This is a genomic window from Actinomyces procaprae (assembly GCF_004798665.1).
GTDB classification, from domain to species: domain Bacteria; phylum Actinomycetota; class Actinomycetes; order Actinomycetales; family Actinomycetaceae; genus Actinomyces; species Actinomyces procaprae.
In genome coordinates, this window is sequence record NZ_CP039292.1 from 1890523 (window position 1) to 1910167 (window position 19645).

The 19645-nt window shown below is 69.5% G+C and carries 19 protein-coding genes; 8 read left to right on the plus strand and 11 right to left on the minus strand.

What is annotated here, in order from left to right:
• The first annotated feature begins 31 nt into the window (after positions 1-31).
• From E4J16_RS07575 to E4J16_RS07585, 3 genes are read left to right on the plus strand one after another with little or no spacing between them, the layout of a single operon-like run.
• Positions 32-898 carry a metal ABC transporter ATP-binding protein gene (locus tag E4J16_RS07575; protein ID WP_136313668.1) on the plus strand — a complete coding sequence of 289 codons (867 nt, stop codon included), beginning with the start codon at positions 32-34 and terminating at the stop codon, positions 896-898.
• A gap of 26 nt (positions 899-924) precedes the next feature.
• Entirely contained in the window at positions 925-1833 is a 909-nt protein-coding gene (locus E4J16_RS07580; protein ID WP_204520019.1) for a metal ABC transporter permease, read from the plus strand.
• Complete coding sequence (locus E4J16_RS07585) at positions 1830-2249, plus strand: Fur family transcriptional regulator (protein WP_136313670.1); 420 nt, start codon at positions 1830-1832, stop codon at positions 2247-2249. Before E4J16_RS07580 ends, E4J16_RS07585 begins: the two co-directional genes overlap by 4 nt.
• A 63-nt stretch (positions 2250-2312) precedes the next feature.
• Here E4J16_RS07585 and uppS read toward each other — a convergent pair whose 3' ends face one another.
• Genes uppS through leuA form a run of 3 tightly spaced genes read right to left on the minus strand, consistent with a single transcriptional unit; the run spans position 2313 to position 5687 of the window.
• On the minus strand, positions 2313-3146 hold the full coding sequence (gene uppS / locus E4J16_RS07590) for a polyprenyl diphosphate synthase (protein ID WP_136313671.1): 834 nt from the start codon (positions 3144-3146) through the stop codon (positions 2313-2315).
• 1 nt (position 3147) lies between these two features.
• Positions 3148-3897, minus strand: a complete 750-nt coding sequence (gene recO, locus E4J16_RS07595; protein ID WP_136313672.1) for a DNA repair protein RecO — start codon at positions 3895-3897, stop codon at positions 3148-3150.
• A gap of 11 nt (positions 3898-3908) precedes the next feature.
• Positions 3909-5687, minus strand: a complete 1779-nt coding sequence (gene leuA / locus E4J16_RS07600; RefSeq protein WP_136313673.1) for a 2-isopropylmalate synthase — start codon at positions 5685-5687, stop codon at positions 3909-3911.
• Positions 5688-6019: 332 nt separating this feature from the next.
• On the opposite strand from leuA, the gene E4J16_RS07605 reads away from it, so the two are divergent.
• The 4 genes from E4J16_RS07605 to E4J16_RS07620 all read left to right on the plus strand — a co-directional run bounded on the left by E4J16_RS07605 (position 6020) and on the right by E4J16_RS07620 (position 9876).
• Positions 6020-6943, plus strand: a complete 924-nt coding sequence (locus tag E4J16_RS07605) for an ABC transporter ATP-binding protein (RefSeq protein WP_136313674.1) — start codon at positions 6020-6022, stop codon at positions 6941-6943.
• Positions 6940-7791: an ABC transporter permease gene (locus tag E4J16_RS07610; RefSeq protein WP_136313675.1), complete on the plus strand. Its 852-nt coding sequence runs from the start codon at positions 6940-6942 to the stop codon at positions 7789-7791. Before E4J16_RS07605 ends, E4J16_RS07610 begins: the two co-directional genes overlap by 4 nt.
• A gap of 1 nt (position 7792) precedes the next feature.
• Complete coding sequence (locus tag E4J16_RS07615; RefSeq protein WP_136193212.1) at positions 7793-8017, plus strand: helix-turn-helix transcriptional regulator; 225 nt, start codon at positions 7793-7795, stop codon at positions 8015-8017.
• 107 nt (positions 8018-8124) lie between these two features.
• Positions 8125-9876 carry an ABC transporter ATP-binding protein gene (locus E4J16_RS07620; RefSeq protein ID WP_136313676.1) on the plus strand — a complete coding sequence of 584 codons (1752 nt, stop codon included), beginning with the start codon at positions 8125-8127 and terminating at the stop codon, positions 9874-9876.
• A gap of 16 nt (positions 9877-9892) precedes the next feature.
• Here E4J16_RS07620 and E4J16_RS07625 read toward each other — a convergent pair whose 3' ends face one another.
• The 8 genes from E4J16_RS07625 to E4J16_RS07660 all read right to left on the minus strand — a co-directional run bounded on the left by E4J16_RS07625 (position 9893) and on the right by E4J16_RS07660 (position 18383).
• On the minus strand, positions 9893-10597 hold the full coding sequence (locus E4J16_RS07625; RefSeq protein WP_136313677.1) for an ABC transporter ATP-binding protein: 705 nt from the start codon (positions 10595-10597) through the stop codon (positions 9893-9895).
• Entirely contained in the window at positions 10590-11345 is a 756-nt protein-coding gene (locus E4J16_RS07630) for a hypothetical protein (protein ID WP_136313678.1), read from the minus strand. The genes E4J16_RS07625 and E4J16_RS07630 overlap by 8 nt, the downstream gene beginning before the upstream one ends.
• Before the next feature lie 134 nt (positions 11346-11479).
• Positions 11480-13357 carry an alpha/beta hydrolase family protein gene (locus tag E4J16_RS07635; RefSeq protein WP_240038060.1) on the minus strand — a complete coding sequence of 626 codons (1878 nt, stop codon included), beginning with the start codon at positions 13355-13357 and terminating at the stop codon, positions 11480-11482.
• 12 nt (positions 13358-13369) lie between these two features.
• Positions 13370-14380, minus strand: a complete 1011-nt coding sequence (gene era / locus E4J16_RS07640) for a GTPase Era (RefSeq protein WP_420809303.1) — start codon at positions 14378-14380, stop codon at positions 13370-13372.
• A 10-nt stretch (positions 14381-14390) separates the two neighbouring features.
• Complete coding sequence (locus E4J16_RS07645) at positions 14391-15719, minus strand: hemolysin family protein (RefSeq protein WP_136313680.1); 1329 nt, start codon at positions 15717-15719, stop codon at positions 14391-14393.
• Complete coding sequence (gene ybeY / locus E4J16_RS07650) at positions 15716-16174, minus strand: rRNA maturation RNase YbeY (protein ID WP_136193207.1); 459 nt, start codon at positions 16172-16174, stop codon at positions 15716-15718. Before ybeY ends, E4J16_RS07645 begins: the two co-directional genes overlap by 4 nt.
• Positions 16171-17313, minus strand: a complete 1143-nt coding sequence (locus E4J16_RS07655; RefSeq protein WP_136313681.1) for a PhoH family protein — start codon at positions 17311-17313, stop codon at positions 16171-16173. Before E4J16_RS07655 ends, ybeY begins: the two co-directional genes overlap by 4 nt.
• A 185-nt stretch (positions 17314-17498) precedes the next feature.
• Positions 17499-18383, minus strand: a complete 885-nt coding sequence (locus tag E4J16_RS07660; protein ID WP_136313682.1) for an EamA family transporter — start codon at positions 18381-18383, stop codon at positions 17499-17501.
• 651 nt (positions 18384-19034) lie between these two features.
• Here E4J16_RS07660 and E4J16_RS15710 point away from each other — a divergent pair.
• A complete protein-coding gene (locus tag E4J16_RS15710) occupies positions 19035-19595 on the plus strand; it encodes an ATP-binding protein (protein WP_240038061.1) in 561 nt (186 codons plus the stop codon).
• The last annotated feature ends 50 nt before the right edge of the window (positions 19596-19645 follow it).

Sequence of the window (19645 nt, forward strand, 5' to 3'; positions counted from 1 at the left end):
TCACGGTTCCCATCATCAGCGGAAGGGCTTCATGACATCCACTCCGGCACCGGCCCGCACGGACACGAGCACCCCACCGATAGAGGTTGCCGACGCCTCCGTCGTCCTCGGCTCAACGCTCATCCTGGACGCCGTCGACCTGACCGTGCGCAGGGGCGAGTCAGTCGCCCTCCTGGGCGCCAACGGCTCGGGCAAGTCGACCCTGGTCAAGACGGTTCTGGGGCTACTGCCCATTCGCGGCGGCTCGGTGCGCCTGTTCGGCCGTGACGTCACCGACCGCCACACGGTGCCCTGGGAGCGGGTCGGGTACGTGCCGCAGCGGGTCGGGGCGGCCTCGGGTGTGCCGGCCACGGCACTGGAGGTGGTCCGCTCCGGGCTGCTGGCCCCCGGCCGCCCCTTCGCTGATCGTGGCCGGACCGCACGACGCCGGGCCCTGGACGCCCTGGATGCCGTGGGGCTGGCCGACCGGGCCCAGGACCATGTGCAGGTGTTCTCAGGCGGTCAGTCCCAGCGGGTACTGATCGCCCGCGCGCTGGTGCGCTCCCCGGAGCTGCTGCTGCTGGACGAGCCCCTGGCCGGTATCGACCGCGCATCGCGCGAGTCCTTGGCCGTGACCCTGGCCGACCTGCGCGACCGCGGGCTGACGCTGCTGACCGTCCTGCATGAGATGGGCGAGCTGACGGGCGTCGTCGAGCGCGCAGTGGTGCTGGCGGAGGGCCGGGTCGTATTCGACGGGCCGAAGGACGACCTCCACCACGACCACGCCCGCCACGATGAGCTGGGCCACGACCGCCTGGACAACTGCGAGCACGAGCATGAGCACGGCAGCACCGAGCCGGCCGCGCACCACGCCCCGGTGCTGACCACTTCCGTGTCGCAGGCGGGAGGTGTGAAGTGAGCGCCGTCATCACCGCCCTGTCCGAGATGCTTGCGAGCCCGCTCATGCAGCGCGCCTTCGTCGTGGCCGTGCTGGTGGGACTGTCGGCCCCGGTGGTGGGCACCTACCTGGTGCAGCGGGGGCTGGCGCTGCTGGGCGACGGCATCGGCCACATCGCCCTGACGGGGGTGGCGCTCGGCTGGATCGCGGGCGCCGCCGCGAACGTCACCCCGCACGATGCCTGGGCGATTCCGGGGGCGATCGTCGCCTCCGTGCTCGGCGCGGTGCTGATTGAGGTCATTCGCGCCCGGGGGCGCACCCGCGGAGACGTGGCCCTGGCGATCTTGTTCTACGGCGGTATCGCCGGCGGCGTGATCCTGATCAAGCTGGCCGGGGGCACGACGACGAATCTCACCAGCTACCTGTTCGGCTCGATCGCCACCGTGTCGGTCTCCGACACCTGGTTCACGGTGGTGCTCGCCGCCGTCGTGCTGACCGTCGGCATCGGGCTGCGCGGCCCCCTGTTCGCGCTTTGCCACGATGAGGAGTTCGCCCGCTCCATCGGATTGCCCACCGGGGTGCTGAACGTGACAGTCGCGGTGGTGGCGGCGCTGACCGTATCGGTGTCCATGCGCGTGGTCGGGGCACTGCTGGTGTCGGCGGTGATGATCGTGCCGGTGGCCATCGCCCAGCTGGTCTCCTACTCGTTCGGCCGCACCATGCACCTGGCCATGGCGATCGGCGTGGCCGCCTGCGTGATCGGGCTGACCATCACCTACTTCCTGGCGGCCTCGCCGGGCGCCATGATCGTGGTGCTGCTGGTGTGCACCTACGCCGCCGTCGCGCTCCTCGGCGGCCTGGTACGCGCCGTCCACGGCGGGCGCCGACGGCGTGGAGCCGTCGGCCGGCGCCGTTTCGGCAACAGTGACCACAGCGAGCAGGAGGTGCCCGCATGACCAGTGCGGCCGGGGGCAATTCGGCGCGGCATCGTTCCACGTGGCAGCGGGCCGCGGTGGCCGACATGCTGGCGCGCACCGATGAGTTCCGCTCCGCCCAGCAGATTCACGCGGCCCTGCAGGCGGAGGGCACGAAGGTGGGATTGGCGACCGTCTACCGCAACCTGACGGCCATGGCCGAGGCCGGCGACGTGGACCAGATCCGCAGCGCCGACGGCGAGGTCCTGTACCGGGAGTGCGAGCGGCCCGAGCACCACCACCACATCGTGTGCCGCTCCTGCGGGCGCACCGTGGAGGTGGCCGGGGGCGAGCTGGAGGAGTGGATCCGCCGGGTCTCCGCCGAGCAGGGCTACACGGACATGCAGCACACGGTGGAGTTCTTCGGCCTGTGCCCCGCCTGCTCCCGAGGTCGGTAGATCTTACGTACCGAGGTCGGTAGATCTTACGCACCGAGGTCGGTTGAAGAGGCGTCGCCGGGTTCAGGACTCGGGCATCACCCGGTCGACGGCGCCGCCGAAGCGCCGCTCCCGGTGCGCGTAGGCCTCGCAGGCGCGCCACAGCTCGGTGCGGTCGAACTCGGGCCAGGGCAGGTCGGAGAAGTACAGCTCCGCGTACGCCGAGGACCACATCAGGAAGTTGCTGGTGCGCTGCTCCCCGCCGGTGCGGATCAGCAGGTCCACATCCCGCATGGTCGGGGAGTACAGGTAGCGCTGCACGGTCTTCTCGTTGATCGAGGCCGCCCGCAGCCGCCCGGCCGCCACGTCCTGGGCCATGGCGCGGGCGGCGTCGGCGATCTCGGCCCGGCCGCCGTAGTTCAGGCACATGTTCAGCACCATGGTGTCGTTGCCTGCGGTGATGCGCTCGGAACGGCGCACCTCCTTTAGCACCGACTTCCACAGCCGCGGCTCACGCCCCACCCAGTTCACGCGCACGCCCCAGGCCAGCAGGTCATCGGTCTGGGCGCGCAGCACCGACCGGGTAAAGCCCATAAGGAAGCGCACCTCTGCGGGTGAGCGCCTCCAGTTCTCGGTGGAGAAGGCGTACACGCTCAGCTCCTTGACCCCCAGTTCGACGGCGCCGGCGATCACGTCCATCATGGTCGACTCCCCCACCCGGTGCCCCTCGGTGCGGGGCAGGCCGCGCGCGTTGGCCCAGCGGCCGTTGCCGTCCATGACGCAGGCGACGTGCGCGGGCACGGCCGCCGGGTCGAGTGCCGGCGGGGTGAGTCCCTCGCGGTGGAGGGGGACGACGTCGAGCGGGCGCGGGTCGGTGCCGGTACCGTCGGCGGATGCTGGGCCTGTGGCGTCAGACATGTCATGCCCTTTCTACTAGGGAGAGGGAGCGCAGCCGCCGTTCCAGGTGCCAGGTCAGGTAGGCGGACACGCAGCCGGAGGCCTCGGCGCGCTGGCGCGAAGTGGAGGCATCGGCCAGCTCCCAGTTGCCCGAGAGCAGGGCGCCGAGCAGGGCCATACAGCCCGGTTCGACGTCGACGGACCTGGCGGGTCGGCAGGCGGAGCAGACGGCGCCGCCGGCCTGCACGTGGAAGGCGGTGTGAGGTCCGGGGGCGCCGCAGCGGGCGCAGTCGTAGCAGGAGGGCGCCCAGCCCGCCAGGGCCAGTGCCCGCAACAGGTAGGAGTCGAGTACCAGGCCGGGGGCGTGGCGGCGGCGAGCCAGCGCGGACAGCGCCCCGTACAGCAGCAGGAACTGCTGGGGGGAGTCGCTGGTGCCCAGGTCGCCGTCGTCCTGCGTGAGGCGCTCGGCGGTCTCCGCCATGGTCTCGGCGCAGGTGAACATGGCGTAGTCGGAGGCGATGCTGCGGCCGAAGGGGGCGATGGTCTCCACCTGCGTGACCACGTCCAGGCTGCGGCCGGCGTGCAGCTGCACGTCGATCATGGAGAAGGGCTCCAGACGCGCGCCGAAGCGGGAGGTGGTGCGGCGCACCCCCTTGGCGACGGCGCGCACCTGCCCGTGGGCGCGGGTGAGCATGACGATGATGCGGTCGGCCTCGCCCAGTTTGTAGGTGCGCAGGACGATGGCCTCGTCCCGGTAGAGCCTCTCCCCCAACGGCGACTCCGTCAGCGCATGGCGCGGTTGACGGCGGAGATGACGGCCTTGAAGGAGGCGGTGGTGATAGAGGGGTCGATACCGACGCCCCACAGGACCTGGCCGCCGACCTCGCACTCGACGTAGCAGGCGGCGCGTGCGTCGCGCCCCTCGCTGAGGGCGTGCTCGGCGTAGTCGAGGATGCGCACCTCGATGCCGGTCTGCTCCAGGGCGGTGACGAAGGCGTCCAGCGGACCGGATCCGGAGGCGGTGAGCAGCTTGCGCTCATCGCCGTCGGAGATGGTTACGGTGAGGATGGACTCGTCGTCGCCGACGGCGGTGAGCGTGGCGCCCTTGAGGCTGTAGCGGCCCCAGGTCGGCAGGTCGGCGCCGGGTGCGGCGGAGGCGGGCAGGTATTCGTCGGCGAAGATCGACCACAGGCTCTCGGCGTCAACCTCCCCGCCGTAGGTGTCCGTGTGGTGCTGGACGATGTTGGAGAACTCGATCTGCAGGCGGCGCGGCAGGTCCAGGTTGTGGGTGGTGCGCAGCAGGTAGGACACCCCGCCCTTGCCGGACTGGGAGTTCACTCGCACCACGGCCTCGTAGGAGCGGCCGACGTCGTGGGGGTCGATGGGCAGGTAGGGCATGGACCAGGTCACGGCCACGTCCGCCTCGGCCTCGCTCAGTCCCTCGGCGACCTTGGCGGCGACCTTCTCGGCGCGGGCGGCGAAGCCCTTCTTGATGGCGTCCTGGTGGGAGCCGGAGAAGGAGGTGTAGACGAGCTCGCCGGCGTACGGGGTGCGCGGGGGCACGTCCATCTGGGTGGAGTGCTCGACGACGCGCCGCACCTCGTCGATGTCGGACAGGTCGAGCATGGGGTCGACGCCCTGACTGAACAGGTTCAGGGCCAGGGTGACCAGGTCGACGTTGCCGGTGCGCTCGCCGTGCCCGAACAGGCAGCCCTCCACACGGTCCGCCCCGGCGAGCAGGCCCAGTTCGGCGGCGGCGATGCCGGAGCCGCGGTCGTTGTGGTTGTGGATGGACAGGCACACGGCGTCGCGGTGGGAGAGGTTGCGGCTCATCCACTCGATCTGGTCGGCGTAGACGTTGGGGGTGGCGCGTTCGACGGTGGCCGGCAGGTTGAGGATGATTTCGCGGTCGTCCTCGGGCTGCCACACGCCCATGACGGCCTCACAGACCTCCAGGGAGTACTCGCGCTCGGTGTCCACGAAGATCTCCGGGGAGTACTCGTAGCCGAAGATGGTGTCATCGGTGAGCACCTTCTCCGCCCGGGCCATGACCTGGCGCGTGCCCTCGACGGCGAGCTCGCGGATGTCGTCCCGGTCCATGCGGAAGACGACCTCCCGGAACAGCGGGGACAGGGCGTTGTACAGGTGGACGGTGGCTCGGGGCATGCCGACGCAGGCGTCCAGGGTGCGGTCGATCAGGTCGCCGCGGGACTGGGTGAGCACGGAGATGGTGACGTCTGCGGGAATGGCGTCGTCCTCCACCAGGGAGCGCACGAAGTCGTAGTCGGTCTGGGAGGCGGCGGGGAAGCCGACCTCGATCTCCTTGAAGCCCATGCGCACCAGCAGGTCGAAGACGGCGCGTTTGGCGGCGGGCCCCATGGGTTCGATGAGGGACTGGTTGCCGTCACGCAGGTCGGTGGTCAGCCAGCGGGGGGCGTGGGTGATGCGGTTGTTGGGCCAGGTGCGGTCCGGCAAGGAGGTTTCGACCGTGTCGAGGAAGGGCCGGTACTTGGTGAAGGGCATGCCGGAGGGCTGCTGGGGCGCGGGGCGGGCGGTTCGCATGGGTCTGGGTTCTCCTGAGCGGGTGTGCTGGTTCCCGGCGCCGGAGCCCGGCGCGCCGGGGTGGCTGGCTACGCGAAGCAAGCCGCGGTCGGGGTGCCGGCCTGGTCAGGCCCCGCCGCGGCGACTAAGCAGGAGGTTCCACTCCCGGACCGAGGTCGCGCGCACGGGGACACCGTACCCCGAATCGGCCGCCGTGCCACGCCAGGTCACAGTGTGGACCGCGCTACGGCGAGCGACTTTCACAACTCGCGACCACAGCACTCGTCATCCGCACACGCAAAACGTAGTAGGTCTGCTATATTCAATAGTGCACCTACCAGGAAGGAGCGCACATGTCCCCTGTCCCACCCGTCATCACCGCCGGGGGCATCGACTTCGCCTATGGCAAGACCCCCGTGCTGCACGACGTCAGCCTCACGGTCCAGCCCGGCGAGGTGGTCTGCCTGCTCGGCCCCAACGGCGTCGGCAAGACCACGCTGGTGGAGAATCTGCTCGGCTCCCTGCGCCCGCGCTCGGGCAGCGTCCGCGTGTTCGGTACGGATCCGCGCCGCGCGGATGCAGCCTTCTGGGCGCGAATCGGACTGGTGCAGCAGAACTGGTCCGACCACGCCAAGTGGCGGGTGAGGGACCAACTGGAGTGGATCCGCTCCGTGCTCGCGACGACGACGGCGCGCATCGCCACGGTGGCCGAGGTGCTCGACGCCGTCGGCTTGCCTGAGAAGGCGGACTCGCGCCTCTCGCGGCTCTCGGGAGGGCAGCGGCGCACGCTTGACTTCGCGGCGGCGCTGCTGGGACGCCCGGAGCTGCTGATCCTCGACGAGCCGACGACGGGCCTGGACCCCGCCTCCAAGGCGCGCCTGCACGATCTGATCATGGAGCGCGTCGACGACGACGCCACGGTGCTGATGACCACGCATGACCTGTCCGAGGCCGAGCGCCTGGCCTCGCGCGTGGTCATTATGGCGGCGGGCCGGATCATCGCCGACGGCACCGTCACCGAGCTGCGCGAGCAGCTCGGCCGCAAGGCGGAGGTGACCTGGCTGCAGGACGGCGAGCGCCACGTGCACGCCACCTCCGCCCCCGAACGCTTCCTGCAGCGTCTGGATCTGGACGCGATCAGCGGGTTGACCGTCACCCGTCCGACCTTGGAGGAGGCCTACCTCGCGCTGGTCTCCCAGTCGACGGGTACTGGCCCGACCGGTCCGACCAGCACCAACCACCCGATCACCCCAGCCACCGAGGAGTCCCAGTCATGAACCAGGCTCGTCCCCTGCCCTTGTCTGTACTGCGCGCGGCGGCGCGCCAGGCCTACGGCGACCTGCGCCCCAACCTCGTGGGAGCCGGGGCGATGTCCATCCTGTTTGCAGTAGCCGCCATATTGGTCGTCTCCCGGATAAGCGATGGCCCGTTCCAGGGATTAGACTCTACTAATGCCTTCGGTACCATGTTCGCGGCCAGTTGCGTCGGCGGCTTCGCCAGTTTCATCATGATGCAGATCGGAGCGGAGACTTATACCGACCGCATCGGCGGCGCGCTGCTGCGGGTACGGATCCTCCCGCACGGACCGCTCACCTGGGCGATCGGCAAAACGCTGTCCACCGTGGTGCTGGTTTTCATCATGCAGGCGATGATCCTTCTAGGGACTGCCTTCTTCATTGATGTCGTGATGCCCTCTGCCAGAACGGCGCTGCTCTGCCTGCTTATTGCCGCACTGGCTTCGCTGGCGTGCGCGCCGCTCGGGTTCTTCCTCAGCGCGTTCATCCGCGGCATTTACAGTTACATGGTGAACACGGTGATCTGCATCGCGCTGTTCGCGGCCGGTTGCTGCTACCCGACCTCCGCACTGCCGGGCTGGGTACAGGGCATTCAAATGGTGCTGCCGACCTACTGGTCCGGGCACTTGACCCGCTGGGCGCTTGTGGGCGACCCGTCTTGGGAGATCGGCGGCGCCTTCCACCCGGCACTGGCTGTCGGGGTGCTGCTGGCCTGGATCGTCGTCGGCTTTGCGCTGGTGCCGCCGGTGATTCGCCGCAGCTTCCGCAAGGAGACGATCGGCGGCCTGAGCCGCATGCAGTCGACGATCCGCTCACAGAGTGGGCTGTGAGATGTCCGGAGAGGTCGTTCACAACCGGATCGCCGTGCTGCGCGCGGACCGCAGGGTCAGCCGACGGCAGTTGGCGCAGGCGCTCGGCGTCCACTACCAGACGGTCGGCTACCTGGAGCGCGGCGAATATGCGCCGTCGCTGTACCTGGCGCTGCGCATCGCCCGCTACTTCGACGTACCCGTGGAGTCAGTGTTCTCCCTGGAGGAGTTCCCGCCCCTCACCTGAGCCGAGGCGCTCCGGGGGCCCGCCCCCGCCGAAGCCGGTCGATAAGGCATTCAGCTGTTGGGCTAACCTCACCTGCACCCCATGAGACTTGAGCTTTCATTGACCTCATGGCGACGCGCGAGGAGAACCGGGAGCGCATACGTGTCCTGTGGCAGTACATCAAGCCGCACCGGAAGGTGCTGGCCATCGGGGTCGTGCTCGGACTGGCGGGAACCGCCAGCTCGCTGGCCACCCCCATGGTGACCAAGTGGGTCCTGGACACCCTGGGAACGGGCGTCGACCTGCTGCACCCGGTGGGGCTGCTGGTGGCTTTGTTCGTGGTGGGGGCGATTGCTAGCTTCGCGCAGTACGTGGTGCTGGGGCAGCTGGCGGAGAACATCGTGCTGGATGCGCGCCGCTCCCTCATCAGCCGGTTCTTCCGCGCCAAACTGCAGCAGGTGCAGCGCATCCGCACCGGCGAACTGGTCACCCGTGTCACCAGCGATACGGTGCTGCTGCGGGAGGCGACCACCAGTTCCGTCACTCAGCTGGTGGACGGAGCGGTGGCACTGGTCGGCACCATCGCGCTCATGGCGGTCCTAGACGTGCCCCTGCTCATCGCCACGCTCATCACCCTCATGGTCATCGCCGTCCCGTTGATCGTCCTGATGCCCATGATCGGCGAGGCAGACAAGCGCGCCCAGGACTCGCTGGGCGAGCTCGGCGGCTCGCTCGAGTCCGGTATGCGCGCCCTGCGCACCGTCAAGGCCTCACGCGCCGAGGACCGGGAAGTAGCCGCCTCGCAGGACCGGGCGCAGACCGCGGCCAAGTTCGCGATCCGCTCGGTGTGGATCTCGGCCATGACCGGGGTAGTCGCCGGCGGCGGACTGCAGCTGGGGATCATCGCCATCCTCGGTTTCGGGGCCTGGCGGGTGAGTACCGGGGCACTGGCCGTCTCCACGCTCGTCGCGTTCCTGCTGTACGCCTTCAACCTCGTGACTCCGATCAGCAACCTGACCATGGCCTTCACCCAGCTGCAGTCCGGCATCGCGGCGGCCGGACGCATTCGTGAGACCCAGCATCTGGAACTCGAGGATCTGCACGCGGTTCCGGGCGGCGCCACCGACGTCGCCGATGCGGAATACTCGCCCCGGATCGCACTGCGAGACGTCGTCGCCCAGTACGCCGACGCGAAGCAGCCGGCCCTGAGCGGAGTCAGCCTGGAGATCCCCCACACCGGCCACGTGGCCCTGGTGGGTCCCTCCGGTGCGGGCAAGACGACGGTGTTCTCCCTGCTCCTGCGCTTCCTTGAACCGACTTCCGGAAGCCTTGAGCTCGACGGCGTCCCCTACAACCGTCTCAGCATCGATCAGGTCCGCTCGCGGATCTCCTATGTGGAGCAGGAGACACCGGTCATTCCGGGCACCATCCGAGACAACGTTCACTACCGGCATCCGGATGCCGACGATGCGGAGGTGTGGCAGGCGCTCGACGCAGTCGGCCTGGCGGACCGCGTGCGTCAGTTGCCCGAGGGGATCGACGCGCAGGTGGCCGCCACCAGCCTGTCCGGCGGGGAGAGGCAGCGGCTCGCCATTGCGCGCGCACTGCTGCGTTCCCCCGACCTGGTACTGCTCGATGAGGCCACCGCCCAGCTGGACGGTATTAGCGAGGCCGCGATCCAAAGGGCGATCCTCCAACTGGCACAGGCGGGGACCGTGGTCACCATCGCCCACCGCCTGTCCACCGTAATCGACGCCGACCGCATCATCGTCCTGGAGGACGGAAGGGTGCGCGATGAGGGCACGCACGCGGAGCTATTGGAGCGCGATGGTCTCTACCAGGAGTTCATCGCCGCCCTACGGATCGGGACGCCCCGGTAGGCGGTTTCGCTTGGCCCTATGACCCGCTGGATCCGCCGACGACGCCGAAGGCGTCCAGGTAGGCCCGTTCGGCGCCGCCTTCGCGCACGTCTACGGTAGCGGCCACCAGCCCGTCCTTGAGCAGCACCACCCGCTGGCAGACCTCGTCGAGCACGCTGAGGATGTGGCTGGACATCAGCGCGATGCCGCCGCCGTCCAGGTAGTCGGCCAGGGCGCGTCGGAACAGCAGCACGCCCTCCACGTCGAGCCCGTTCAGCGGCTCGTCCAGCACCACCACCCGAGGGCCACCGAGGAAGGCGCAGGCGATCCCCAGGCGGCGGATCATTCCCTGGGACAGGTGCCGTACCTCGGTGTCGAGGAAGTCGGCGCAGCCGAAGCGGTCCAGCTGCCCCTCCAGCGCAGTGTCGTCCAGGTCCAGGCGGCGCATGGCGGCCTCGAAGCGGCACGCCTGACGGGCGGTGAGCTGTGGGAACAGCCGACTTTGCTCGGGCAGGAAGCCACAGGCCTCGGCGGGCAGGCGCCGGCCCAGCTCGCGTCCGTCCAGGCGGACGGTGCCGGACTGGAAGTCGCTCACCCCGCACAGGGCGCCGAAGAGCGTGGTCTTGCCCGCCCCGTTGGGGCCGACGACGCCGAGCACCTCCCCCGCTGCCACCTCCAGGGTCAGCGGCCCGGTGCCGCGCCCGCCGCGGTACCGACGCTGTACGTCAATGACTTCAAGCATGTTCGCTCCTGCGCAGTAGGTGGGCGGCGGCCAAGAGCACCGCCAGGGGCAGCCCCGGAACCAGGGCGAGCAGTGCCCCGCCCAGTTCCGCGGCGGGCAGCATGCGATGCCGCCGGGTGTAGGCGGTGGCGGCGTCGGCCAGCGCAATCGCCAGTAGCGGCAGGTATACCAGACACATCAGCAGGTGGACGACATCGATGCGGGCCCCGGCGACCATGCCGAGCGAGCTAGCCGCCAGGCATTCGGCAACCAGTAGCGGCAGCGCCAGCGCGAGCTTGGCGCGCCGTAGCTCCGCGTCGGCGATGGCGTAACGGCTCCTGGCATAGCGGGCTGAAGGCGTGTCATCGACCTCGGCGAGAACGCCGATCACCGTCGCAGCCAGGTAGGCACCCGCGACGAACACGCCAACGAAGACCGACTGACCGAAGCGTCCCAGCGCGTATGCGCTCACCACGCCCACAGCTGCCACCAGAATCGTCGGCAACCAGGAGGCCGAGCACAGGTAGACCACGCACAGCGAAGAGACACGGCTCCGCAGCCTGGCACCGATCCGCAGCTTTAGCCGCGTCATTGGGAGCCCGGGTGCAATGCCGACGCGTCCAAGCCAGTCCGCGGCAACCGCCCCCAGCGCCGTCGTCACCGTCCACGCCGCCAACAGCAGCCCGAAGCGGCCCGGTTCGGACCAGCCCGGAAAGTCCAGTACTAACGTTCCACACACAGCCTCCAACGCCGTCAGCGGCAGGGACATGACTGCGTACAGCGCGAGGAAGTCCGCCGGCCCGAATCCGTAGTAGCGCAGCGCCCCGCGTCGAGCGGTGCAGCCGACACGCGACGGCGATCAAGCTCAGGGCTCTCACGGCCTGCCTTCACCCTCCCGATGACTCACACCAGCATGGGGAACAGGCCCCAGTAGGCGATGGCCACCAGCAGCACGACGGCTCCGGTCAGCGCCGCAGTGAACACGGCCGCCGCCGGCACGGTGAGCCAGCGGCCCTTCTCGCCGCGCTCCTGGTTGGCCGCGTGGGCGGCGGCGCGCATGAGCCGGGCGCGGTAGGTCAGTTTGACCAGGATAACCACGGCTACCACCGCAACCAGCTGGACCACCACCCAGCCGCCGTAGGAGAACAGGTAGTTGGTGTGGTAGCTGGTTGCCAGGGATGCCACGCCGAGGATGTAGACGATGTACAGCGCCCAGGCGACGATGACGCTCACGCACAGGGACACGGCCCAACGGCCGATCGGGTCCGGCAGGTGCAGGCCGCGCCGGCCCCGCAGCCGCGGCCCCTGTCCGAGCAGCCAGCCCAGCCCCGCCGCCGCCATCAGTCCGAAGCCGATGACGAATGTGGCCAGCATGAGGTCCCCGGAGGCGTACCAGCGGGTGGAGTCGGGCCGCTGCGCCCAGTAGGCCTGGGTTGGGGTGGCGCCCGCTACGTGGGGCTCGGCGGCGGCGGTCTCCGGCAGGCCGACCACCCAGCGGGACAGGTCACGGGTGACCCCCGGGGCAAGAGAACCATCGGTGGTGATGCCGAGCTTGAGACCGTGGTTGGCGCCGTCGTAGTAGCGGACGGTGAGCTGGTCGTTGTCGGAGGCCTGCAGTGCCTCCCACACGGTGCTGGGGCCCTGCACCAGGGGCATGGAGGCGTCGGCGGTGCCGTACATCATGAGGATGGGAACGGTGATGGTCTCCAGGTAGGACACGGAGTCGAAGTCGGCGTACTCGAAGCCGCCGCCGGGGATCTCCGCGCTGCCGAGCACGCGCGGAATCAGGTCGAGCATGGCCTGCGGCACGCCGACGTTGCGCATGTAGCTGTCCACGGCCAGCGCGGCCTGTTCGCGCAGCCGCACCACGGGGGCGCTGGCCAGAATGAGGAAGGCGACGCGGTCGTCCTGCGCAGTCAGCACCACGCCGGGGATGGCGCCCTCGGACTCCCCGTAGATGCCGACGTCTTCGCTGTCCACGCCGTCCAGGGCGACCAGGTAGTCGAGGCTGCGCTGGTAGTCGGCGGCCATGGACAGGTAGTCCCGGTCGGTTGTGGAGTAGTTCTCCATGGGTTTGGAGGGCACGAGCGTGGTGACGCCGGTGGAGGTGAGGGCCTCGGCCTGTTCGGTGAAACCCCAGATGGAGTGGGTGCCCGCCCCGTGCATGAAGACGACGCCGGGCGTGTCCTCCTCAGCCCCGACGGGACGGCGTAGCAGTGCGGGCACCTCCTCGCCGTCGGCCTGGGTGATGGTGATGGTGGTGGTCTCCACCTCGTAGGTGCCGACGGCGGCGGTGGCAATGTTCCCGCCGATGCTGGTGTCGGTGGTGGATGGGGCCAGGGAGTCGGTCAGCGGCTGGGGGTTCCAGCGGGGGCCGGCGAAGGTGCCGATCAGGCTGAGGCCGAGGACGGCGACCACCACGCCGCCGATGGTGCGGTGGTCGGTGGAGACCGCGAGCACGAGGGCGCCCAGGCCGACGGTCAGCATGAACTCCCAGATCTCCCGGCCGCCCGTGCCGAGCCACCCGAGGAGCACCGCCACGCCGACGGCGGCCGCCAGCACGATCAGAGTGCGACGCCGTTCGGTGCGCCACAGCAAGGAGAGCAGGGTCCAGGCGCGGCGGGGGAATTCACGCAACCAGGTCCAGCCGGAGCGCAGTTCGGCGGCGGTGATGCGTGCGGGCTGCCGCCTGGGGCCGGCTCGGCGGGCCAGGACCTGTTTGGGCCGGTCACGGCGCGCCGGGCGCTCTGGCCGGTTGCGGGAGTCGGGGAGCGGGGGCATGTGCGTGCGGCTTCAGAATCCGAGCCTGGCGAGTGCCTTCGGATCGGACTGCCAGTCCTTGACGGTGCGTACGTGCAGGTCGAGGTAGACCTTGCGGCCCAGCAGCTCCTGGATGCCGCGGCGTGCCTCGGAGCCGATGGCCTTGAGGTTGGCGCCGCCCCGCCCGATCACGATGGCCTTCTGGGAGTCGCGCTCCACCAGGAGGCTGACGCGCACCTGCAGCCGGTTGCCGGTGCCCTTGACGCGGCCCGCGTCCTGGGTCGTGGGGTCGACGATCTCGTCGACGACGACGGCCAGTGAGTGCGGCAGCTCGTCCCGCAGCCGCTCCAGGGCGGCTTCGCGGACGAGTTCGCCGACCATGACGGCCTGGGGCTCGTCGGTGACGGAGTCGGTGGGGTACAGCGGTGGGGATGGCGGCAGGTGGGAGGTGAGGACCTCTTCCAGGACGTCGACCTGCTCCCCCTTGACTGCGGATACGGGCACGATGTCCGCCCACTGTCCGAGCTGGTCGACGGCGAGCAGCTGCTCGGCCAGTTTGGCGCGGGAAACGGTGTCGGTCTTGGTGACGACGGCGACGACGGGCTTGCGCAGGTCGGCCAGTTCTCGGGCGATGAGCCGGTCGCCGGGGCCGATTCTGTCTCCGGCCGGGATGCAGAAGGCGACGACATCCACGCCCGCGAGAGTCTCACGCACCAGGTCGTTCAGGCGTTGGCCGAGCAGGGTGCGGGGGCGGTGGAAGCCGGGGGTGTCCACCAGCACCAGCTGAGAGCCGGGACGGCTGACGACGCCGCGCACGTTGTGGCGGGTGGTTTCGGGGCGACCGGAGGTGATGGCGATCTTCTGGCCCACCAGCGCGTTGGTCAGGGTGGACTTGCCGGTGTTGGGGCGGCCGAGCAGGCAGACGAAGCCGGCGCGGAAGTCCTCGGGATAGTCGGGGACGGTGATGGGTGCGCGGGTGGGGTCGTCGGCGTCCGGCTCGTCGGGCAGGATGGGGAAGCCGTCGGCGTCGGTCATGTTGGTCATCGCTGGTGCCTCACTGGTCGGATTCTTCGAAATGCTCGGTGGCTCGGTCGGTGGTTCCGGGTGTGGGTGCGTTGGTGCCGGCATCGCTGCGGGAAGCCAGCAGGGTGGCGACCTGGCGGCGTCGCCCGGCGCTCTCCTCGGCCACCAGGTGGATGCCCTGCACGTCGCCGCTGGCCCCGGGAAGTGGTACCCGGCCGATGGCCTTGGTGAGGAGCCCGCCGGCGGTGTCGACGTCGTCGTCCTCAATCTCCAGGTCGAACAGCTCGCCGAGGGCGTCCAGGCCGAGGCGCACGGGCACGCGGAAGGTGCCCGCCCCGAGGTCTTCGGCGATCGGCTCGGCGTGGTCGTGCTCGTCGGTGAGTTCGCCGACGACCTCCTCCAGCAGGTCCTCGAGGGTCACCAGGCCGGCGATGCCGCCGTACTCGTCCACGGCCAGGGCGATGTGGAAGTGCCCGAGCTGCATTTCCCGCAGCAGGTCGTCGGCTAGTTTGGTCTCGGGCACGTAGACGGCCTCGCGCACGAAGGAAACCACCGGGCGCTCTCCGTGCTCGGGGTGGTCGGACAGGCGCCGCAGGACGTCCTTGAGGTAGAGGATGCCGCGCACGTCGTCGGCGTCCTCCCCGATCACGGGCACGCGGGAGTAGCCGGAGCGGATGAACAGGCGCAGGCCGGCGGATGCGGGCTTGTCCTCGTCGATAGTGACCATGTCGGTGCGGGGCACCATGACCTCACGCACGAGCGTCTGGCCGAGTTCGACCACGCTGCGCAGCATCTCGCGGTCCTCGTCCTCGATGGTCTCGGAGTCACCGATCTCGTCGATCATCTCGCGCAGGTCCTCGGTGACTTCGGCGCGCATCTCAGCGTCGGTGAGCGTGGAGGCGTGCCCGAATCGGCTTTCAAGCCAGCGCCAGGGCGCGCCGAGCGCGTCGACGCGCTCCAGCACGCCGGCGAGCGCCAGCAGGGTGGCGCCGGGGTTGCGGCGGCCTGCCGAGCGTGGGGAGACGCCGACCAACAGGCCGAGCAGCACCAGGTTGAGGGCGATCGCCACCAGCAGGACCTGCCACCACTGCTCGAAGCGGCCGGCCACTCCCAGAGTCACCAGGATCGCGGCCAGCATGTCGACGCCGGCGCGCAGTCCGGCGAGGGTGCCGAGCACCTGCTCGCGCCGGTTGGTCAGGGCCGCAACCCGTCCGGCACCGCGCCGGCCGGCCTCCACGAGGTCCTCCGCCGCGGCCCGGGTCATGCGGGCCAGGGCCCCCTCCCCCGCCGACAGCACCATCCCGAAGCCGAGGACGATCACCGCCCCGGCCAGCAGCAGGACTGTGGGAGCGGCGGTCACTTGCCCCGCTCCGCCAGGAAGGTGAGCAGCAGGGTGCGCTGGAGGTCGAACATCTCCTGCTTCTCCTCCGGCTCGGCGTGGTCATAGCCGAGCAGGTGCAGGATGCCGTGGACGGTCAGCAGCAGCATCTCCTCCGCGGCTGAGTGCCCGGCCTCCAGGGCCTGTTTGGCGGCGACCTGCGGGCACAGCACCACGTCACCCAGGGTGCCCGGCGGCGTCTCGTTCTCGGCGGTGCCGGGGCGCAGCTCGTCCATGGGGAAGCTCATGACGTCCGTGGGACCCTCCAGGTCCAACCAGCGCACGTGCAGCTCGGCCATGGGCTCGGGGTCAATGAACAGGATGTTGAGTTCGGCCAGGGGGCTGACGTGCATGGCGGCCAGCACGTAGTCGGCCAGGGCGGCGAACTCGGCGGCGTCGATCTTGGTGGTGGTCTCGTTGATGACCTCGGTAGTCATGGGCGGTTCCTGTCTCGGAATTCGGAGGGGGTGCGGCGGCGGGGTCCACCGCGGCGGGTGGCCGGATCCGCACCGGCGGTGTCGGCGTGGGCGGCGTCGTAGCGGGCGTAGGCGTCGACGATCTGGCCGACGAGCCGGTGGCGCACCACGTCGGCGGCGGTCAGCTCGCAGAAGGTGATGTCCTCCAGGCCGTCGAGGATGCGGCGCACCACGCGCAGCCCGGAGGGGCGGCCGCCGGGCAGGTCGATCTGGGAGATGTCCCCGGTGATCACCATCTTGGAGCCGAAGCCGAGGCGGGTGAGGAACATCTTCATCTGCTCGGGGCTGGTGTTCTGGGCCTCGTCCAGGATGATGAAGGCGTCATTGAGGGTGCGTCCGCGCATGTAGGCCAGGGGGGCCACCTCGATGGTGCCGGCGGCGATCAGCTGCGGCAGGGCCTCGGCGTCGAGCATGTCGTGCAGGGCGTCGTACAGGGGCCGCAGGTAGGGGTCGATCTTGTCGGTGAGGGTGCCGGGCAGGAAGCCGAGGTTCTCCCCCGCCTCCACCGCGGGGCGGGTGAGGATGATGCGGGAGACCTGCTTGCGGACCAGGGCGTCGACGGCCTTGGCCATGGCCAGGTACGTCTTGCCGGTGCCGGCCGGGCCGATGCCGAAGGTGATGGTGGAGTTCTCGATGGCGTCGGTGTAGGCCTTCTGACCGAGCGACTTGGGGCGGATGGAGCGCCCGTGGGTGGCCAGGACCTCGTCGGTGAGGACCTCGGCGGGGCGGGCGGAGGTATCCAGCAGGCCGATGGCGCGGTCGACGGCGTCGGCGGTCAGGGGCGTGCCGGCGCGGGCGACGTCGATCAGTTCGGACAGCAGCACGACCACCACGTCCACCCGGGCGGCGGGGCCGGTCACGGTCACGGTGGTGCCGCGCACGTGTACGGACACGTCGGGGAAGCCGCGCTCGACGGCGCGCAGCACCTCGTCGCGGGCGCCGAGCAGGGCGACGGGGGCGAGGTCGTCGGGCAGGGCCAGGCTGCGGGTGACGTCGGCCGGAGCGGCACCGGCCGCATTGGCGGGTGTGCTGGTTGTACCAGCTGGGGCGGAGGTGGTCGCCGCGGTCGCGGCTACTGGTGTGATGGGCGAATTCGTCATCTTGAAGCCCATGCTACCGGCCGGACCCGGACGGTACAGGCCGCGTTCGTGCTGAACGGTGTCATCCCCACCACCGAAATCGGTAGATCTTACGCACCGAGGTCGGTAGATCTTACGCACCGAGGTCGGTAGATCTTACGCACCGAGGTCGGTCGATGTGGCGCGCCAGAGGCCAGAACCGCTAATCAGGCCACGGTCATCACCAGCGTGCCGACGACGAGCAGGAGAAGTCCGCCCAGATACCTTCGGCCGAGCCGCTCCCTCAGCACGAGCATGGAGAAGCCGACCGCCACTACTACGCTCAGCTTGTCGATCGGGACTACCACGCTGGCGGGCCCCGCCGCAAGGGCACCGAAGTAGCACAGCCAGGAGGCGCAGGTGGCCAGGCCGGAGGCAAGCACCCACGCCAGTTCGGAGCGCACGATCGGCGGACGCGCGCCGCCGCGGGTGCTGATACCGACCATGCCCCAGGCCATGACCAGCACCACCACGGTGCGGATCGCGGTGGCCAGGTCGGACGGAATGTCGGCCACACCGAGCTTGCCGAGGATTGCGGTCAGAGCGGCGAAGAAGGCGGAGCCGCAGGCGTATGGCAGCCAGCTACCGCCCGGGCGCAGACCGGTGGCGATAGAAGTCGGGAGGGCGCGCATATCCGCCGGGTCGAGCATGAGCGCTGTGCCGGCTGTTATCAGCAGCAGGCCGATCCAGCCCAGCGCTCGCACCGACTCACCTAGCAGCAGGGCTGCGAGCACGACGGTGATAACCGTGCTCAGCTTGTCCACGGGCACCACCCGGGAGACGCCGCCCAGTTGCAGGGCGCGGAAGTAGCACAGCCACGAGGCGCCGGTCGCCAGGCCGGATAGCACCATCCAGCCCAGCCCGGTCGCACTTATGTGCGGCAGGACGCGGATAGAGCCACTGAGCAGGGTCATGGCCCAGGCACCGAGGAGGATCACCGGAGTGCGCAGCGCCGTGGCGAGCGTGGAGTCCGTGGTGCGTACCCCGAGCTTGGCCAGGATGGAGGTCAGTCCCGCGAACAGGGCGGAGCCGCAGGCCAGGAGAATCCACACGGTTTCACGTTAGTCCGCCTTCCCGATGTGGGTAATGCCTGTCTTGTTGAACTCTCACCCGGCCCCGGCGCCTATCAGCCCAGGTCCGCCGAAACCGATGAAGGTTACGTCCCGAGACCGGTGGCAGCGCCGCACCTGCCGGCCCTGTCCGGATCAGCCTGGGTTGCCCCGCTGTTCAGCGGCAGTGAGGCCCGCGATCGATCTGGTGACGCTGGCAGACAAGACGGTGCTCGTTGTTGACGTGCCGCTTAGTACTCGCCGACCTCACTACATCACACGCCAGGGCGCCGAGGCCGGCGTCTACGTGCGCCTCGGCTCCACCACTCGGCAGGCGGACCCGGCGCTGGTGGCCGAGCTCGAACGCAACGCCCGCGGCATCGCCTTCGAAGACCTCCCCGAACCGCGCGCCACATTGGAAGACCTGGATCTGCAGGTCCTTTCCGATCCGCGCGGACGCGACACGTCCGTCGACGACCTCCTGGCACTCGGTCTTGCTGCCAAACAGGGTGACCAGATCGTCCCCACCAATGCGGGCATCCTCGCCGTCTGCCCTGACCTTATCCGCTTCCTGCCCTCCGCTGGGTCCAGTGCGGGCGCCTGCGCGGCCCGCACGGCACTGACATCTTCGACCAGACCGAGATCCACGGCCCTATGCCGCTGGCCGTCGACCCCGCCGTGGAGTTCCTGCTCAAACACGCCTACAAGACCGCGGTCTTCGGCGAGGTCCGGCGCCGGGATGTCTACTCGATCCCCATCGAGCCGATCCGCGAGGTGATCGTCAACGCCCTCGTCCACGCCTCCTATGCGGAACGCGGAACCCCGATCCGCATCGGCTTCTACGATGACCGCATCCAAGTAGACAGCCCCGGCCTGCTGCTGCCAGGCATGACCATTGACTCGATGCGGCGTGTGTCCCGCCTGCGTAACCCCGCCCTCGCGCGCATCTTCCGCGAGGCCGGGATCATGGAGCAGTGGGGCACCGGCGTTCAGCGCGTCTTCGAGCAGGTGGCCGAGGCCGGTCTGCCCGAGCCCGTTATTGAGGAGATCCAGGACCGCGTGCGGGTCACGATCTACGTGCCCAGCCACGATCCGGCCAAGGTCAGTGAACAGGCGAGCAAGTCGGGCGCGGATGGCGGTGCTCCAAGCGAACCGAGTGACTCACCAAGTCGAAGCACCAAGTCAAAGCACCAAGGCACCAAGATGAGGCACTAAGACACCAAGTCGGCTCAGCGAACACACCGCCCGCCACGCCGACTCCTAGT

Coding starts and splice junctions, on each gene's coding strand:
- E4J16_RS07575 (WP_136313668.1), top strand. CDS start 32: ATGACATCCACTCCGGCACCGGCCCGCACGGACACGAGCACCCCACCG.
- E4J16_RS07580 (WP_204520019.1), top strand. CDS start 925: ATGCTTGCGAGCCCGCTCATGCAGCGCGCCTTCGTCGTGGCCGTGCTG.
- E4J16_RS07585 (WP_136313670.1), top strand. CDS start 1,830: ATGACCAGTGCGGCCGGGGGCAATTCGGCGCGGCATCGTTCCACGTGG.
- uppS (WP_136313671.1), bottom strand. CDS start 3,146: ATGTCTGACGCCACAGGCCCAGCATCCGCCGACGGTACCGGCACCGAC.
- leuA (WP_136313673.1), bottom strand. CDS start 5,687: ATGCGAACCGCCCGCCCCGCGCCCCAGCAGCCCTCCGGCATGCCCTTC.
- E4J16_RS07605 (WP_136313674.1), top strand. CDS start 6,020: ATGTCCCCTGTCCCACCCGTCATCACCGCCGGGGGCATCGACTTCGCC.
- E4J16_RS07610 (WP_136313675.1), top strand. CDS start 6,940: ATGAACCAGGCTCGTCCCCTGCCCTTGTCTGTACTGCGCGCGGCGGCG.
- E4J16_RS07615 (WP_136193212.1), top strand. CDS start 7,793: ATGTCCGGAGAGGTCGTTCACAACCGGATCGCCGTGCTGCGCGCGGAC.
- E4J16_RS07620 (WP_136313676.1), top strand. CDS start 8,125: ATGGCGACGCGCGAGGAGAACCGGGAGCGCATACGTGTCCTGTGGCAG.
- E4J16_RS07625 (WP_136313677.1), bottom strand. CDS start 10,597: ATGCTTGAAGTCATTGACGTACAGCGTCGGTACCGCGGCGGGCGCGGC.
- E4J16_RS07630 (WP_136313678.1), bottom strand. CDS start 11,345: ATGTCCCTGCCGCTGACGGCGTTGGAGGCTGTGTGTGGAACGTTAGTA.
- E4J16_RS07635 (WP_240038060.1), bottom strand. CDS start 13,357: ATGCCCCCGCTCCCCGACTCCCGCAACCGGCCAGAGCGCCCGGCGCGC.
- era (WP_420809303.1), bottom strand. CDS start 14,380: ATGACCAACATGACCGACGCCGACGGCTTCCCCATCCTGCCCGACGAG.
- ybeY (WP_136193207.1), bottom strand. CDS start 16,174: ATGACTACCGAGGTCATCAACGAGACCACCACCAAGATCGACGCCGCC.
- E4J16_RS07655 (WP_136313681.1), bottom strand. CDS start 17,313: ATGACGAATTCGCCCATCACACCAGTAGCCGCGACCGCGGCGACCACC.
- E4J16_RS15710 (WP_240038061.1), top strand. CDS start 19,035: ATGCCGCTGGCCGTCGACCCCGCCGTGGAGTTCCTGCTCAAACACGCC.